We start from the raw sequence: 16,440 nt of genomic DNA, 5'->3' as shown, positions 1-16,440 counted from the left end.
GGATCAGCTCTCCTCCAAAATGGCGGGCACCTTGAAGCGGCCGTCCGCGGAATCAGGGGCACCCGAGAGTGCCTCCTCGGCGGTGAGCACATGACCCACGACGTCCTCGCGCATGACGTTGGTCAGCGGGATCGGGTGGGACGTGGCCGGGACGTCCGCCCCGGCGGCCTCGCTGACGCTCTTGACCGAATCCACAATCACCGCCAGCTCTGTGGCCATGCGGTCCAGTTCGTCGTCGCTCATCTCGATGTGGGCCAGTTGCGCCAGGTGCGCCACCTGCTCACGGTTGATCGCAGCCATGGATCTCCCCTGCAGAAAGTAAATATTGTGTCCGTACTACCTTATCTCCCGTGGCATGGGGATAAATCCGGCGTTTGCGCTACAGCTCCTGACGGTACACGCGCAGCATCTTGCCGTTCTCCGGGATGGGCCAGTCGCGCTCCGGCGCGCGCACGAAGCCGAGCTTGCGGTAGAGGGCATGGGCGCCGTGCCAGTCCTCGCCCGTGGTCAGGCTCACGGCACGGATGCCGTCGGTGCCCCGGGCCCGGTCCAGGATGTAACGGACCATCGCTGCGCCGGCCCCGCTGCGCTGCACGGTCGGATCCACCACCAGCAGCCGGAACTCGAGTTCGTCGGGCAGGGCGATGTCCGCCCATTCGTCGCCGTGCACGGCCAGCGTCGCCGATCCCACCACCTCGCCGTCTCGCTCGGCCACGATCACCGGCGCCACCGCGGCCCGTTCCGCCACCCGCAGGACCTTCTGCATGTACGGGTACTCGGCGCTGTCAAAGTACCCGGCACCCAGGTACGCGTCCGCCGTGATGCGGGCAACGGCATCGTAGTCGTCAGCGGTGGCCGGGCGGATGGTCAGGTTCATGCGTGCTGGTTCCTGGCTTTCTGGGATTGGTTTCCTGGGCAGGTTTCCTGGGCAGGTTCGACGGCGGACCTCCCCTTCCCAGTGTTTCGCACCCGGGTGCCGCGTGGGAAATCCCGGCCGCGAGTCCTCGCCCGGAGTTCGAAACTGCAGCTGGTGCGATTTTTTCGATCCCCGAACTTTGAAACTGCAGCTGGTGTCGTGAGATCGCCGGATCCGGTGCATCACGTGCAGTTTGGAATCCAAGGGACGGCAACGGACCGCATCAGCTGTGGTGTGGACTCGGACCAGGCCTGTGGATAACTCCGGATGCCCGGCACCCCCATGGACCAGACTTGAACCATGGTCGCCCGTTCCAGCCATTTCAAGCTCCTGGCCCGGAGGTCCTTCACCTTCGGGGAGGGACTCGCATCCGGCGCCACGCGCGGCCATTTGCGCGCCAAGAACCTGAGCACGCCCAGCAGGGAGGTCCGCGTTCCCCGCGGAAACCAGCAGAGCCTGTTGGACCGGGTGCGCCCCTACACCGTCCTGTACCGTGGCGGTTTCCTGTCCCATGTGACGGCGGCCCAACTCCATGGCCTGCCGCTGCCGTGGTTTGACGATGAAATCAAGACCGTCCACGTCACGGCTGCGCCACCGTCATCGCAGCCGCGGCGCCGGGGCGTCATCGGCCACACCAACGCCGTGAATCCCGACGACATCATGCTCCTTGACGGAGTTCCGGTCACGACGCCTGCGCGGACTTTTCTGGACCTTGGCGCGATCTTGTCCCTCGACCAGCTGGTGGCCGTGGCAGATTTCCTGGTGTGTGAACACCACAGACCGTTTGAACCTCCCCGGCTGCCCGTGGTTCCGGCGCAGGCCCTCCGTTCCTACATCGAACGACAGCACCACGTTCGCGGTCTCAACGCGGCCAGGGCTGCCCTGGACTTGATGCGGATCGGCGTGGACTCCCCCCAGGAGACTCGGCTGCGTCTACTGCTGCAGCGTGCCGGCTTGCCCGTCTTCACAACCAATTACGCCATACCGGGAGATCCGGACGTCTGGCCCGACCTTGCCTGCGAAGAGTTCAAGACCAGCGGTGAATACGAGGGCGAGGTCCACCAGACCCCGCAAAAGCAACTGTATGACCGCAACCGCGACGAGCGGACCGCCGCGCGGGGGTGGCTGCTGGTCAAGGTATACAAGGCCGACATGCGCCGCGGCGACGCCTACGTCGTCGAAATGTTCAAGCGGGCGCTGCGCCGGCAGGGCTGGGAGGGGTAGCCCCGTCCGCCCTGCGTGTGGTGCTTGTGCCGCCGCCGGGTTCGAAACAGCAGCTGATGCGACGATTCCGCACGATCCACTGCATCATCTGCAATTTGGAGTCGGACGACAGTCGTGGCTGCTCAGCGGTCCTTCGGCCACGCGGCGTCGGCCGAACCGTAGCCGCGGGCCTGCACGCCGGTCCAGGCCGGGACGCCGTCGACCACCACGGCGGCCGGAAGCCGGAGCCCCGGGCCCCAGTCCGTGTCTTCCGGTTCCCAGGCGAAGCTGTCGGCCGCCGGCAGATCGCCGGATTCCGTACCGGGCCCGGTGCGCATGAGCTCCATGGCGGTGCGGGCCAGTGAGAGCCGGGCGTTGTGCACCGTGCCGTCCAGGCGCTCCCGCCACGCGTCGATGGCCGCGGCGGCCGTGAGGTAACCGGTGGCGTGGTCCAGTGCCTGGACGGGCAGTGGGAAGGGCCGGTCGCGGTCGAAGTGTTCCATGCCGGCGTGGGCGATGCCGCAGCTCATCTGCACGAGTGAGTCAAAGCCGCGGCGCAGCGCCCAGGGGCCGGTCCAGCCGTACGCGTCGAGGGCGATGTTGACCAGGGCGGGGTGGCGTTCGGCCAGGGCGGCGTCGGAGAGGCCCAGCCGGTCCAGTGCGTCGGGGCGGTAGCCGTGGATGAAGATGTCGGCGCCGGCCAGAAGTTCCGCCAGCCGGGCCAGGCCTTCAGGCGTCTTGGCGTCGAGCCGGGCGCAGTGCTTGCCGAGCGTCATTTCCGGTTCAAGTGCCGGCTCGTTCCAGTCGGGCGGGTCGATCCGCAGGACCTCGGCCCCGTACAGGGCCAGGAACCGGGTGGCGACAGGGCCGGCGATCACCCGCGTCAGGTCCAGGACTCGGACCCCGGCCAGCGGGCGGGCAGCGGTGGGCGAGGCCAGCGGGCGGGCAGCGTTGGGCACAGCGACGGTGGGGGCAGTGCTGAGGCGCGCGTCGGTGAGTGAGCCGCGGCGGCGGGTTCCGGCGTCGTGCCTTCCAAAGGGCGGCACGCGGCGCCCAGGTCCCCAGTGGACCAGCGGCTCGGCGGAGAGCGCGGCACCCTGCGAGTGGTCCAGCCACTGCCGCCGCGTGCGCATCATCGCCGCGCACCCGTCGGCGGCAACAATCCCGGCCTCCAGTTCCTCCCCCGCCCGGGTCACCACGGCCTCCGCCACCTGTTCACGCGCGGCGTCCGGTGGCAGGCGCAGGACGGCGAGCGCGGCGGCACGGTGGTGCGGGGCGTTGGTGTGGAGGCGGATCCAGCCATCGGCACAGGGGTAGTCGCCGGCAATGGAGTCCCACGCCGGGGGCAGCTCCCAGCCCGTCGGCGTGAAGGAGAGGCCGAACCAGGCCGATGCCAGGGCCCGGTCCACGGTCACCTGCGGGGTGGCTGCGGCGTGCGAAGTCGCGGTGAGCCGGCCGGAAAGCCGCGCCACCGCGGTCCCGGCCGCCGCCAGGGAGGCAACCGCCAGCCCGGTGACGTCGAACGCGGAGGGCAGGGACCCTCGACCCGTGAGCTGCACATGCTCCGGGGCGGCAAAGTTCGCATCGGTGACCGTGAGGTTCATGGCATCAGGTTACGCCGCGTAGGCCCTTGTGGCACGGGTCATCCATGCTGGCCGCGGAACCGCACGGCCGCCAGCAATCCCTGGACCGCGCCCGGCTGGCCGCCGCGCCCGGCTGGCCGCCGCGCCCGGCTGGCCGCCGCGCCCGGCTGGCCGCCGCGGCCGGGGCAGCTGCCAGCCCCGTTCCGTAGCATGGAAGCATGTCCGCCCAGCATTCGTTGATTGACCCCAGCACGCCGCCCATCGTCCAAACGACCACGGGATTGGTCCGCGGCATGTGGCGCCCCTCTCCCGAAACCGCTGCGGGCCCTGGCGCGTTCGGCCATTCCGCGGCGTTCCTGGGCATCCCGTTCGCCGAGGCCCCGGTCGGCGCGCTGCGCTTTGCCGCGCCGGTGCCGCATGGGCCGTGGGACGGGGTGCGCGACGCCGTCGAGCAGGGTGCCACCGCGCAACGCCCCGGGCCGCCGGAACCCACGCTCATCCCGGAGCCGTCCGTGCCGGGCGGCTCCACGCTGAACGTGAACGTCTTCACGCCCGCCCCGTCCGTGGCCGCGGCGCTGCCCGTCCTCGTGTACATCCATGGTGGCGGCTTCACCGCCGGTTCCCCGGCCAGCCCCTGGTACGACGGCGCCGCGTTCAACCGCGACGGCGTGGTCACGGTCAGCGTGGCCTACCGGCTCGGCTTCGACGGCTTTGGCATGGTGGACGGCGCCCCTGACAACCGGGCCGTGCTCGACTGGCTGCGGGCCCTGGAATGGGTGCAGGAGAACATCGCGGCGTTCGGCGGCGACCCGGCACGGGTGACAGTGGCCGGGCAGTCGGCCGGCGGCGGCGCGGTGCTGACGCTGCTGGGCATGCCCCGCGCGCAGCCGCTCTTCGCGCAGGCCTATTGTCTGTCCGGCGCGCTGGGCGACGTGCCCCGGGAGAAGGCGCGGGCGCTCGCCGGACGCCTGGCGGCCCTGGCCGGCGTCGAGCCCACCTTGGACGGATTCGCCTCCGTGCCCGAGGAACGGCTGCTCGAACTTCAGCGCAAGGCACTGGAACCCGGCGGCGGGATGTTTTCGATGGTGCGCCGGGTGATTGAGGGCGGACTGTCGCTGGGTCCCATGGTCGACGGCGAACTCATCACCGCGCCCACGCCCGACTCCCTGCGCACCGGCACCGGGGCCGACAAGCCGCTGGTCCTGGGCACGGCCGACGATGAATTCGGCATGGTCCTCGCCGGCTTGCAGTCGAAGCTGCGTCTCGTTCCCTCCCGGCTTTTGCTGGGGCAGGCCGGGCTGGCGCGGGGACACCGGAGCGACTACCTGGCCGCCAACAAGGACGTGGCGCGGCTGGGCCCGGCGGCGGTGCTGGGCAGGTATATCAGCGACTCCGTCTTCCGCACCACGGCGCTCCGGGTGGCCGAGGCCCGGACCGCGGACCCAGTGGCCGGGCCTGAATCGGCCGGGAGCCGGGCCGGCACCTGGCTGTACCGGTTCTCGTGGCGCTCCCCCGCGTTTGGCAGGGCCGTCCACTGCCTGGATGTGCCGTTCTTCTTCGACTGCCTGGACGCGGATCGGATTGACGCCCTGGCCGGCAGGACTCCCCCGTGGGAGCTCGCCGACGATGTCCACTCGGCCGCCGTGTCCTTCGTGATCTCCGGCGATCCCGGGTGGGACACGTATGCCGGCGGCCGCCGGACCAAGGTCTTCGACACGCCGTCCTCAGTCGTGGCGGACGGCTACGCGTCCGTGCGCCCGCTGCTCGCCTGATTCGCGGTGCTGCCGGCGGGAGCAGGCTTGCGCCGCCAGCGGCCGACGCCGGACAGCCGGCCCTGGCTGATCGCGATCCCCACCACGGCGATAACTGCGCCGACGGGCTCGTTCCAGGTGACGGGTTCGGCCAGGACGGCGACGCCCAGGCTGACGCCGACGACGGGTGTCAGGTACGTGACGGTCGACGCGTTGGCGGCGCCCCACGCGGCCACCAGGTTCGTGTTCCAGACGTAGGCCAGACCCGTCCCGGCCATGCCAAGGATGAGGATGCTCAGCACCACCCGAGGGCTGATGTGGACAGGTGCCGTAGCGAGCCATGGGGCCAGGGCCAGCATGATCAGGGCGCCGAGGCCCACCTGCACCGTCGCCAGGGACAGCGAAGGAAGGCCGCGCGGCGAGACGAAGCGCCGCAGATGGACAAAGCCCATTCCGTAGCAGGCGGTGGCCAACAGGCATGCGGCTTGGGCGGCCAGGGCGCCGCCGCCGGTGCCGCGCCAGGGTCCCAGGACAATGAGGACGCCCAGGAAGCCGGCGCCCAGACCCAGCATTCGCATCGTGGTGGGCCGCTCCCGGGGAAGTGCCGCCATCGCTACGAGCGTCGTCATGAGCGGGGTGGTGGCGTTGTAGATGCTGGCCAGGCCGGAGCCGATGGCCTGCTCCGCCCAGGAGTACAGCAGGAACGGTGCAACGCACAGCAATACGGAGACGACCGCGAGGTGGCCCCACACGGCGGGCTCGGTGGGCAGCTTCTGCCGGGTGGCAAGGGAAATGCCCGCCAGTGCGACGGCGCCGGACCCGAGGCGGCCCAGCACCACCTGGGCCGGTGAGAGCCCCTCAAGGCCGATGGCGATGAACAGAAAGCTGGCGCCCCAAACGAGGGCGACGGTGACAAATTGGGCCAGCGGCCACTTGCTGGTCGTTTCCTGGGTCGGCACGCGGATCCTTCGTGACAGTAGCTCCAGGCCGCCGCCGGATTCGGCAGGGGCCACTGGGTAGACGCCTGCCGGCGGCGAAACGTGATATTGCGTGGCGCACCTAGGGCCGGCTGTACGCCGAGCCGTCGGCGTTGCGCTGCACCATCCCATGGTCCACGAGTGCGCGGCGCAGCGTGGGAATGTCCGCCGTGACGGTGCCCAGCAGCAGGTTGACGTCGCGCTCGGACAGCACGGTGTCCGCCGGGATGAGCCGGTCCGCCAGATGTCCGAGCAGCTCGCTCCGCAGGGCGGGATTCATGGGCAGCTGCGTCAGCCTCCCGCCGTCGAAGAACTTGTCAATGCCTTCGGGCTTTGGTTCCGTGTTGGCGGCCAGGATGTCGGCCAGCGCCGCCGGGACGGGATCGAAGGTGCCGGCCGCCAGCAGGCCCACTTGGACCAGTCGGCGCAGTTCCTTCTCCGTTGCCTGCTGCTCAACGCCCAGCACCCGCGCGGCGTAGACCTTCATCAGCCGGCCGTTGGCCAGGGCCGCCACCACCGGCTGCCACGGTTTTGCCGCAGCCGTCATGTACCCTCCCCCTGTTGCTGGATGTTGCACACCAGCTGCCACACGTACCCGTCCGGGTCCGTCATGGTGCCGACGTACTGTTTCCGCCCGCTGGAGTGGTCGATGACGTGAGGTTCCACGGCGGTGCCGCCGGCCGACCGCGCGGCGGCCAGCAGCTGGTCCACTTCGGCCGTGGACCCGATGGCGCAGCTGAGCACGCCGTCGCCGCCTGCATGGCCAAGTCCCGTGCCGGGTTCCAGTCCCGTGCCGGGTTCCAGTCCCGTGCCGGGTTCCAGTCCCGTGTTCCGGGCGAAGTCCGCCGGTTCCGCCAGGAACAGGGTCAGCCCCGGAAGTTCAAGGCAGACGATGCCGAACATCTGCTTCGCACCCGCCATCCCCAGTCCGTCGCGGTAAAACGCCAGGGCCCGTCCGGCGTCGGCCACGACCCTGGACAGAACCACGCCGTCAGTTTTCATGTTCCTCATCCTGTCTGTAGCCACCGGACGATCCACCAGCCGCCGGATCAATCCACAGGCGCGAAGTTGCCTTCCAGTCCCGGCACACAGGCTCCGGTCCACACGGAGAGCACCTCTTCGCGTGGGGGCAGTCCGTTGATCGCCGGGCTCAGCTCCGCCCGGTGCACCCACGCTCCGGCTTCCTCGGCGATCAACGCGGCGGCGGCAAAGTCGTGCTCAAACAGCCCATATTCCAAATAGGCGTCCACGCCGCCCTCGGCCACGGCACACAGCTCCAGCGCGGCGGAACCAAGCCGGCGGAAGTCGCCAAACTTGTCCATGCGCCCGTTCAGCTCGGAGACCAGGCGGCGGCGGACCACCGGATCGGACGTCAACGCAGTGGACAGGAGCGTGCCGCCCCGCGCCTCCAGCGGGCCGCGGAGCCGGCGTACGCCCTGGACGCCGTCGGCCCGGACCTCATCCAGCCAGGCCCCTTCCCCGCGGGAGGCGAAGTAGGTGCGCCGCAGGGCAGGTGCGTTGACCACCCCGGCCAGCCATCCGCCGTCGGGCCCCATGACGGCCACGGACGTGCCGTAGTAGGCCACGTTGCGGATGAAGTTCATGGTGCCGTCGAGCGGGTCGATGCTCCACCGGTAGCCGGACGGTCCGGAGGGGAGGGCCGGGGCCAGCTCCTCGCCGGTGATGACGTCATGCGGGCGGGCGTCGGCGATGACGGCGCGCACGGCCCGCTCGGCGGCGACGTCGAAGGCCGTGACCCAGTCGGCGTCGGACGATTTTTCCGTGGCGCCGAAGCCGGCGGGGTCGCGTGCGGCCAACACGGCGGCCCCGGCGGCGGCCGCACGCAGGGCCACCTCCAACAGTTCATCCACAGCTGGCATCTGGCTCATGCGTCCTCTCCTTCTTCAACAATTCCGGCGTCTACAAGGCCTGCGTCCGGCTCCTCGGCAGCCCCGGCGGCCGGCCCCTCCGCAAGGAGGCGCACAAAGCCGTCTTCGTCCAGCACGGTCAGTCCCAGCGATTCGGCCTTGTCCAGCTTGGTGCCGGCGTTCTCCCCGGCGACCACGTAGGACGTGTTTTTCGAGACCGAGCCCGACGCCTTGCCGCCGCGGACGATGATGGCCTCCTTGGCCTCGTCGCGGCTGAAGTTGGGCAGGGTGCCCGTCACCACGATGGTCAGGCCCTCCAGGGTGCGCGGGGTCGATTCATCCACATCATCCTCCATCCGCACCCCGGCGGCGGCCCACTTCTCCAGGATTTCAAGGTGCCAGTCCACGGCGAACCATTCGATGAGGGCCTCGGCAATGATGGGCCCGACGCCGTCCACGTCGGCCAGCGCTTCTTCCGAGGCAGCCCGGATGGCGTCCATCGAGCCGAAGGCCGTGGCCAGCGCACGCGATGCCGTGGGGCCCACGTGCCGGATGGACAGGGCCACGAGCACGCGCCAGAGCGGCTGCGACTTGGCCTTTTCCACTTCCTCGAACAATTTTTCCGTGGTCTTGGTGGGCACCGAGGGCTTCTTGGCGGCGGCCTTGGTGTAGAAGTACGGGACCTGCTGGAAACGGCCGGTCCCTTCGCCCTTGGACCGGATTTCCCGCCACACCACGACGTCGGAGAGGTCCAGGTCGGCGACGTTGAAGATGTCCGCCTCGCTGGTCAGGGGCCCCGGACCGGCAGGGGCAATGACGCCGCCGTTTTCAGCCGGGTCGGGCCCGGGGCCGGTGGTGAGGGCGAACGCGGCCTCGTAGCCCAGGGCCTCGATGTCGAAGCCGCCGCGGCCGGCGAGGTGGGCCACCCGCTCCGTCAGCTGGGCGGGGCAGGACTTGGCGTTGGGACAGCGGATGTCGATGTCGCCTTCCTTGGCGGGTGCCAGTTCGGTGCCGCACGACGGGCAGTGCGTGGGCATCACGAATTCGCGTTCTTCCCCGGTGCGCAGCGCCACGACAGGGCCCACGACTTCCGGGATGACGTCACCGGCCTTGCGCAGGACCACGGTGTCGCCAATGAGCACGCCCTTGGCCTTGACCACGTCCTGGTTGTGCAGGGTGGCCATTTCCACGGTGGATCCGGCCACCTTGACCGGGGTCATGACGGCGTAGGGGGTGACGCGGCCGGTGCGTCCCACGTTGACCCGGATGTCCAGCAGCTTGGTGTGGACTTCCTCCGGCGGGTACTTGTAGGCCACGGACCAGCGGGGCACGCGGGACGTGTTGCCCAAGGCGCGCTGGGTGGCGAAGCTGTCCACCTTGACCACGATGCCGTCAATTTCATGGATGAGATCGTGCCGGTGCTCGCCGTAGTGCGCGATGAAGTCCAGCACTTCCTCCAGCGTGTCCAGGACCTTAAAGTAGGGGCTGGTGGGCATTCCCCATTCCTTGAGTTGCGCGTACGTTGCCGACTGGGTTTCGGTGGCCAGCCCCTCGCGCGCTCCGATGCCGTGCACGTACATGCTCAGCGGCCGCTTGGCGGTTTCCGCGGGGTCCTTCTGGCGCAGCGAGCCTGCCGCGGAGTTGCGCGGATTCGCAAACGGGGCCTTGCCGGCCGCCACCATCTTCTCGTTGAGTTCAACGAAGTCCTTGGAGGCGATGAACACCTCGCCGCGGATCTCCACTTCGGCCGGGAAGCCGGTTCCGTGCAGCTTCTGCGGGATGTCCTTGATGGTGGCCACGTTGTGGGTGATGTCCTCGCCGGTGGTGCCGTCCCCGCGCGTCGCGGCCCGCACCAGCACGCCGTCGCGGTAGAGCAGGTTCACCGCCAGGCCGTCGATCTTCAGCTCGGTCAGCCATTTGGGCGCCGGCCCGTGCTGCTTCTCCACCGAGGCCTCGGCCCGGCGCAGCCAGGCCTCCAGCTCGGCCAGGGAGAAGACGTCCTCAAGCGAGTACATGCGCGCCAGATGGTCGACGGCGGCAAAGGCCACCGACACGTCCCCGCCCACGACCTGGGTGGGGGAATCGTTGGTGACCAGTTCGGGATGCAGCGCCTCGAGTTCCTCCAGTTCGCTGTAGAGGACGTCGAATTCGGCATCCGAGATGAGGGGGGCGTCTTCGTTGTAGTAGGCGGCCCGGTACTTTTGGACCAGCTCAACAAGTTCGGAGTACCGCTCCCGTGCCTGCGCCGACGGGGTCTGGGCAGGCTCGATCGCGTGGGCGGCTCCGTCGGACGCTGCGGAATCGGGGACGACAGGCTCGGACAGTTCGTCGGCGGGGTTCTCAGGCTGGCTAGTCACGGTTCCATCTTGCCGTAAATCGTCGTGTGGCGCTTGCCCCTTCCGGCATGGGCGCGGCCGTGCGGACGAGGGTCCCAGCGGAACTGTTTACTACTTTCAATAGCTACGAACTTGCATTCCGGCAGCGGCCATGGCGCCGAGCGGGCTATGGCCGGAAGAGGGTCGACGCGTGTAGGTTGTTGATCAGTGTCCCATTTGCGCTGGACTCAAGGAGTTGGCGACTGTGAAGGAACTTCGGAACATGCCCCTGTGGGCGACCATACTGTCATCTTGCGCGGCCGCAGCCGCAGTGACTTTTGTAGTCATCGGGCTATTCGACGCGGTTACCGGTGCGGGGACGACGCAAGTCTTTTTTGACGCTGTGATTGCGGGCGCTCTGGCGCTTGGCGCGTGGTCCGTCGCAGTCAAGGGAAAGCCTGCGCTTTCGAGGCGCCGGGACACCCCTCCCAACCGTCGGAGCCCTCTCGACTGGTGACGTGGGCCCCCGTTTTCCCGGGATGAGGAAGTCCTTGCAGACTGGTCCGCCAACGAACCACTAGTGCTTGAACCTATTTTGGGTCAGGCAAATCCACCATGGTGGAAGCGATCGCCCCAGCATGCGGTTTGTCACTCGAAGGTGGTTCGCCAGGCGCCCGCTGCACCACGAGGTCTACCGAGCAGAATGGCGTGGCCATCAATGGATTCGGACTCCAAGGCGATCTGTCGGGTGCTGCTGGCAAGGTTCTCAATGTCTGAGCTGGAGCCACTTTCGGTGCGCAAAAGAACGGATGCGGATGATACTGCAATCTGCCTACTTCGGCTTCGAAGCGGGCAAGTTCGCAGGCTCCTCCTTCGGTTACCGCTTGCAGTTCGCCATCAATATAGATGTCCAGCTCGGAAATGAATTACTGCATCGCCACCAGAAATGGTCCCGCGACCCGGCGCCTCTGCGTGCGTGGGCCATGCTCATCTCCGGCGGCCGAGTACGATCTCCGGTGTCCCGCAAATCGTTGCCCCATGGGAGGCACCTCTCTTGTCAAGGGCCTCAAAAGCAGCGAGCATGAACGCATGATGATCGTCGAAGATGTCTGGCGCGCCGCGAGGCCCGCCTTGGCGGCAATTTTGACTCCGGATGAGCTCGAGTGCACCCATCTGGACGTGGTGACGACCAAGGATGAACCGGTCGACTCATCAGCGATCCTCAAGGACAACCTGCTTCTGCGAGTCATCGTCCACGACGAGGACCTGCGAGTCTGGATTCAGCCAACCGAAGAGGCGATCGACTTCACAACCCGTCTCCGCAGCGATTTGCAGGATTTCGTCGCGGAGAGTGAATTCGGTTGGGGCGAGCGTCGCGGGTAATGTTCGGCAATGGATCCACATCCGGACTGCGAAGACCGCCAATCCAAGCAAAAAGTCACAATGGAGATGAACCACCACGCTTCACCGCCCCCATCCGTGAAGACGGACCAACGTTGCCGCCTGCCTCCGACGACGTAAACCCGTTTTCCCGTGAAGGGTACGCCCCCGGCAAAGTCGCTGCTGAACAGGTCGCGCTTGATTCTGGACTTCCCGTCACGGTCCTCAGACCATCAAAGGTCCATGGCCAACGGGCGCGAAATGCTCGAACCAGCAGCATCGTCGATAGGATGCTCGGCGGAAACCAGCGCATCGAACTTGCCCAGGCCGATACCATCGATCACCTCACGGCCGCCAGCAATGCAGCTGCCTTGATCAAGACCGTCGCGCAGCGCCCGGGCCGCCGCATCCTCAACGCCGCGGACCCCGATACGCCAACAGCCTCGGAAATCGTGGGGGTCATCGCGGCCCAACTCGCCTGGGTAGGGCAGATCACCCGCATCGAAGGTGACCCGGATCGGGGCAGCCACCCCTGGATGACACCGATGATCCTGGATTCAACGTCTGCATTCGAACTTGGCTACCAGCCGGTCGGCAATGGACTTGACCTCATAAGCGAAGAAGTCCAATGGCTGTTGTCCAAGAAATCTGACCGGTAAGCGTTCCCTCAGGGGTCACAGGATGAACACCATCGTTGCCTGATATCAGGAGACTCAGCGCCCGTGGGCGGCAGCCCAGATCGAGATCAACCGCATGATGCCCGCGGGGGTTCCCGGCCCTGGCCTGACGGCCACTTCTGGGTGGACAGTCATCCCGCGCAAGTGGCTGCGCGTCCAAAGCATCTGAGCGGGGAGCGTTCAGTGGGCTGGCAGGTTGTCAGGCACGCGCCTAGGGTGGGCATTGGACGAAAGGAGCACTTCATGAAGAAAATCCTCATGGTACTGACCAGCGTTTCCGAGATTGCCGATACCGGAGAGAAGACCGGCTACAACGTCGCCGAGGCCGCGCACCCCTGGAAGGTGTTCAAGGATTCCGGGCATTTCGTCGACTTCGCCTCCATCAAGGGCGGCCAGCCCCCTCGCGACGAGGTGGACACCCACGATCCCATCCAGGTCGCCTTCACGGAGGATGAAGCCGCCCGGGCCGGCCTCTACAACACCGCCCGCGTCGACGTCGTCGATCCCGAACAGTACGACGCCGTCTATCTCGTGGGTGGCCACGGCACCATGTGGGACTTCGCGGACAGCGAGGGCCTGCAGAAGCTGGTGGCAGGCGTCTATGAGGCCGGCGGCCTGGTGGGCGCCGTCTGCCACGGACCGGCCGGCCTGCTGAACGTGAAGTTGGAGAACGGTCTCGGCCTCGTCCAGGGGCGGAAGGTGGCTGCGTTCACCAACGACGAGGAGGTCGCCGCGGGCAAGGACAAGGTCATCCCGTTCTTCCTGGCGGACAGGCTTGAGGAGCAGGGCGCGACCCACGTCTCGGCCGGCGTCTTTGAGGAGATGGTGGTGGTCGCGGACCGGCTGGTGACGGGACAGAACCCCGCTTCCGCCGCCGGCGTGGCCAAGGAAATGGAGAAGCTCTTCGCGGACGTCATCCACCAGGAAAAGGCCGAGGAGCAGCACGAGTCCGAGGCCGTGCGCGCGGAGAAGGATGCCGAGAAGAGCGCCAAGAAGAGGGCGGCGGCGGAAGCGGGGCACTGACGCCCATAACGCACTGAACGCCGTTGGCAATCCCGATGAACGAGGCGTGATGTTCGAGATCTTCGTCGTTGAGGACATCGATGTTGGCGAGGCAGTCGTCCATGGGCGGCGCGGCGGGCAGTGACCGGCAGTGCTCCTGCTGCATGGGCACCCGCGGACGGGCGCGACCTGGCATAAGGTCGCGCCCGCTCTGGTGGCGCGTGGCTTTCGCGTTGTGTCGTGCCGAAGGACGCCTTCCATGTCCGCTCCTCAAGGTAGCTTGGGAAACATGAACGAACGCGTTGGACAACTTGCATCCATCTCCCTTGACTGCCCGGACACGGGGCAGCTGGCGGACTTCTACACCCAGCTGCTCGGGCTCACGGAGGCTTTCGCCAGTCCGGATCGGGGCGTGGTGGCCCTCGCCGGCGCCGGTCCCATGCTGACGCTGATGCGCGTCGAGAACTTTGTCGCGCCACGTTGGCCGGCCGGCCCCCAGCGGCAGCAGATGCACCTGGACGTTGCCGTGAAAGAACTGGAAGACTCGACCAGTGCCGCCGTCGAACTGGGTGCCACACTTGCTGAGTACCAGCCGTCCCCAAGGCAATGGCGGGTGTTGCTGGACGCTGCCGGGCACCCCTTTTGCCTCACGGCCGTGCGCCCCGGCTGACAGCCAAGTGCAGGACCTGTCCGGGCCCGCATCCGTTCATTCACTCGTAGCGTCCCGGGTTGGCAGGGCTACGGCCCGGCTTTCCCTTTTGGTGCGCGGACGAAGGCTTAAACGCGGCCTGATTTCGCTGACCAGGACGCTGAAGACAATCAGGACCGCCCCCGCAATGGCCACGCCCGGCAGCCGGTCTCCGGCAATGCGTCCGATGATTCCAGCCCAGACGGGCTCCCCGGTGTAGATGATGGTTGCCCGGGTGGGCGAAACCGACTTTTGTGCCCAGTTCATCGTCGCCTGGATGACGCAGCTCGCTGCCCCCAACCCCACCGACGTGGCCACCCAGACCCAGGAGAAACCCGGAATTCCTTCATGCACCACGGGCACCGCGATGAAGCCGAGGAAGCCGCAGACGAACAGCTGCACCACGGTGACCCGACCCAGATTGACCTTGCCGGCAAACAAGCTGATCAGGATAATTTCTCCGGCTATCGGCAGGGTGCTGACCAACGTGGCGATGTCCCCGGGTCCCAGGCCCACGCGCACGGCAGAGGGGCCAGCAAGGAGGACCAGTCCGACAAAGGCCAGGACGACTCCAACAAACGCCATGGCCGTGGGTCTCTTGCGGAACACCGCCCACTGCAGGAATGGCACCATGGGCACATAGAGGGCGGTCAGGAACGCGGACGTGCTGCTGGCGACCGTTTGCAGGCCATAGGTCTGCAGACCGTACCCCAAAAAGATCATGATGCCGATCGCCGCCCCGGCACCCAGGTCCGCCCAGGTCATCCCCGGCAACACCTTGCGAAACAACACGCAGGCCAAGAGCCCCGCCACCACGAACCGCAGCCCCACAAAGAACATCGGACCGCTGTACCGCATTGCCACATGCACCGCCAGAAACGTCCCACCCCAGACAGCCGTGACCGCAACCAGCGCAAGTTCCTGCCGGTTCAAGGAAAGGGATCGAAATCGACCCGGGATGTGCCTCACCTGCACATCCTATGGTGCACAATCACGGACGCGCGAAACGCTGCCGCCCGCCTGACCGGCCCTCAGCCGGCACAGCACATCCAGCTGCTGCATGGCCCGGGTCATCGCCACGTGACAGTCCACGGCGCCATCGGTGCCGGTGCCGAACGAAACCGGGTCCACCACGACAACCAGGCCGAACTCGAGCCCCTTCGCCAGCTCGGGCGCCAGCCACCTGACCCGGGGCGTCGGTGGCGGCTGATCCCCGCCATGCGCTGCCGATCACACCGGCAATCCCGCCGGCCTGCGCGGCCAGCGCGGCGTCCAGGACGGGGCCAAGCTCCGCCGTCGAGCCGAAGGCCCCCGCACGCTATAAACTGAAAACAGGCGGAGCTTATCCTGTTCCCCTTCCCGCCGGCACCCGGAGGTTCCATGCCGAAAGGCTCCCTGCGCAGGACGATTTGGCATGCTGTCCATGCGGAGCGGGCTGCCCTCGCCGAGGACCTTGCCACGCTGAACGACGACCAATGGGCGCAACCGTCCCTGTGCGGCCGGTGGACCGTTCAGGACGTCACCGCCCACCTCACCGCCGCCGCCAGCATCGGCCCCGTGCGCTGGTTTTCCAGCGTCATCGGGGCCCACTTCGACTTCGACCTGCACAACGACCGCCGCCTGGCGGAGCATCGCGGCCTGACGCCCGCCGAAACGCTCATGCGGTTCCGCGCCGTCATGGGCAGTTCGACCTCGCCCTTGGGACCTTCCGAGGCCTGGCTGGGCGAGGTGGTGGTGCACAGTGAGGACATCCGCCGTCCGCTCGGGATAGTCCGCGACGTGCCGCTGGACGTCCTTGGATCCGTCGCCACCTCTTTTGCCCGGCGGAACTTCACCGTGAACAGCCGGAGCATGATTGAGGGGCTGCGCGTCGAAGCCTCCGACGGACCCGTGGTGGCAGGCGACGGCCCGCTCGTCACCGGGACCACCTTGGCGCTGATCATGGCGATGGCCGGGCGCGGCGCCTACTGTGACGAGCTCACCGGTCCGGGTGTCGAAACCCTCCGCGCACGCTGCGCGTCCTGACGCCGGCTCGATCGTCACAGGCGAGGGTGGCCGAGGATGTCGATATGGAGATTTG

General features: G+C 67.6%; 17 protein-coding genes. 8 read left to right on the top strand and 9 right to left on the bottom strand.

Features of this window, described 5'->3' with window-relative positions:
- Positions 1-3 precede the first annotated feature (3 nt).
- Together gatC and DMB86_RS07535 are read right to left on the bottom strand one after the other, a co-directional pair.
- Positions 4-300, bottom strand: a complete 297-nt coding sequence (gene gatC, locus DMB86_RS07540) for an Asp-tRNA(Asn)/Glu-tRNA(Gln) amidotransferase subunit GatC (protein WP_113717233.1) — start codon at positions 298-300, stop codon at positions 4-6.
- 79 nt (positions 301-379) lie between these two features.
- Positions 380-877 (bottom strand): GNAT family N-acetyltransferase, encoded by a 498-nt coding sequence (locus DMB86_RS07535; protein WP_113717232.1) that lies wholly within the window; start codon positions 875-877, stop codon positions 380-382.
- 339 nt (positions 878-1,216) lie between these two features.
- On the opposite strand from DMB86_RS07535, the gene DMB86_RS20940 reads away from it, so the two are divergent.
- A complete protein-coding gene (locus tag DMB86_RS20940; RefSeq protein ID WP_227878660.1) occupies positions 1,217-2,140 on the top strand; it encodes a hypothetical protein in 924 nt (307 codons plus the stop codon).
- Positions 2,141-2,262: 122 nt separating this feature from the next.
- Here the strand turns inward: DMB86_RS20940 and DMB86_RS07525 are convergent, their stop codons facing one another.
- Positions 2,263-3,723 (bottom strand): CoA transferase, encoded by a 1,461-nt coding sequence (locus tag DMB86_RS07525; RefSeq protein ID WP_113717231.1) that lies wholly within the window; start codon positions 3,721-3,723, stop codon positions 2,263-2,265.
- Between the two features lie 44 nt (positions 3,724-3,767).
- Here DMB86_RS07525 and DMB86_RS20545 point away from each other — a divergent pair, with 44 nt between their 5' ends.
- Together DMB86_RS20545 and DMB86_RS07520 are read left to right on the top strand one after the other, a co-directional pair.
- Positions 3,768-3,911: a hypothetical protein gene (locus DMB86_RS20545; protein ID WP_171814412.1), complete on the top strand. Its 144-nt coding sequence runs from the start codon at positions 3,768-3,770 to the stop codon at positions 3,909-3,911.
- 9 nt (positions 3,912-3,920) lie between these two features.
- Positions 3,921-5,474 carry a carboxylesterase/lipase family protein gene (locus DMB86_RS07520; protein ID WP_113717230.1) on the top strand — a complete coding sequence of 518 codons (1,554 nt, stop codon included), beginning with the start codon at positions 3,921-3,923 and terminating at the stop codon, positions 5,472-5,474.
- On the opposite strand, the gene DMB86_RS07515 is transcribed toward DMB86_RS07520, so the two are convergent.
- The 5 genes from DMB86_RS07515 to ligA all read right to left on the bottom strand — a co-directional run bounded on the left by DMB86_RS07515 (position 5,444) and on the right by ligA (position 10,655).
- Positions 5,444-6,412 (bottom strand): DMT family transporter, encoded by a 969-nt coding sequence (locus tag DMB86_RS07515; protein WP_227878659.1) that lies wholly within the window; start codon positions 6,410-6,412, stop codon positions 5,444-5,446. The two genes, DMB86_RS07520 and DMB86_RS07515, sit on opposite strands and share 31 nt — an antisense overlap.
- Before the next feature lie 100 nt (positions 6,413-6,512).
- Positions 6,513-6,977, bottom strand: a complete 465-nt coding sequence (locus DMB86_RS07510; RefSeq protein WP_113717228.1) for a DUF2087 domain-containing protein — start codon at positions 6,975-6,977, stop codon at positions 6,513-6,515.
- The gene (locus tag DMB86_RS07505; protein ID WP_113717227.1) at positions 6,974-7,432 is read right to left on the bottom strand and encodes a VOC family protein; all 459 of its coding nucleotides are present in this window, start codon (positions 7,430-7,432) and stop codon (positions 6,974-6,976) included. The genes DMB86_RS07510 and DMB86_RS07505 overlap by 4 nt, the downstream gene beginning before the upstream one ends.
- 47 nt (positions 7,433-7,479) lie before the next feature.
- On the bottom strand, positions 7,480-8,310 hold the full coding sequence (locus DMB86_RS07500) for an inositol monophosphatase family protein (RefSeq protein ID WP_113719409.1): 831 nt from the start codon (positions 8,308-8,310) through the stop codon (positions 7,480-7,482).
- Positions 8,311-8,315: 5 nt separating this feature from the next.
- A complete protein-coding gene (gene ligA / locus DMB86_RS07495; protein WP_418202306.1) occupies positions 8,316-10,655 on the bottom strand; it encodes an NAD-dependent DNA ligase LigA in 2,340 nt (779 codons plus the stop codon).
- A gap of 1,047 nt (positions 10,656-11,702) precedes the next feature.
- Here ligA and DMB86_RS07480 point away from each other — a divergent pair.
- The 4 genes from DMB86_RS07480 to DMB86_RS07465 all read left to right on the top strand — a co-directional run bounded on the left by DMB86_RS07480 (position 11,703) and on the right by DMB86_RS07465 (position 14,342).
- Positions 11,703-11,996, top strand: coding sequence for a hypothetical protein (locus DMB86_RS07480; protein ID WP_113717225.1), 294 nt, complete (start codon positions 11,703-11,705; stop codon positions 11,994-11,996).
- 287 nt (positions 11,997-12,283) lie between these two features.
- A complete protein-coding gene (locus DMB86_RS07475) occupies positions 12,284-12,652 on the top strand; it encodes an NAD-dependent epimerase/dehydratase family protein (RefSeq protein ID WP_113717224.1) in 369 nt (122 codons plus the stop codon).
- A gap of 261 nt (positions 12,653-12,913) precedes the next feature.
- A complete protein-coding gene (locus DMB86_RS07470; protein ID WP_113717223.1) occupies positions 12,914-13,693 on the top strand; it encodes a type 1 glutamine amidotransferase domain-containing protein in 780 nt (259 codons plus the stop codon).
- Positions 13,694-13,961: 268 nt separating this feature from the next.
- Positions 13,962-14,342, top strand: a complete 381-nt coding sequence (locus DMB86_RS07465) for a VOC family protein (RefSeq protein WP_227878658.1) — start codon at positions 13,962-13,964, stop codon at positions 14,340-14,342.
- Positions 14,343-14,378: 36 nt separating this feature from the next.
- Here the strand turns inward: DMB86_RS07465 and DMB86_RS07460 are convergent, their stop codons facing one another.
- Positions 14,379-15,218 carry a DMT family transporter gene (locus DMB86_RS07460; RefSeq protein WP_236783354.1) on the bottom strand — a complete coding sequence of 280 codons (840 nt, stop codon included), beginning with the start codon at positions 15,216-15,218 and terminating at the stop codon, positions 14,379-14,381.
- A 522-nt stretch (positions 15,219-15,740) separates the two neighbouring features.
- Here DMB86_RS07460 and DMB86_RS07455 point away from each other — a divergent pair.
- Positions 15,741-16,385 carry a maleylpyruvate isomerase family mycothiol-dependent enzyme gene (locus tag DMB86_RS07455; protein WP_113717221.1) on the top strand — a complete coding sequence of 215 codons (645 nt, stop codon included), beginning with the start codon at positions 15,741-15,743 and terminating at the stop codon, positions 16,383-16,385.
- The last annotated feature ends 55 nt before the right edge of the window (positions 16,386-16,440 follow it).

It is taken from the genome of Arthrobacter dokdonellae (assembly GCF_003268655.1).
GTDB lineage: Bacteria > Actinomycetota > Actinomycetes > Actinomycetales > Micrococcaceae > Specibacter > Specibacter dokdonellae.
The sequence above is the reverse complement of the archived record's forward strand: the minus strand, read 5'-3'. Positions and strand labels throughout refer to the sequence as shown.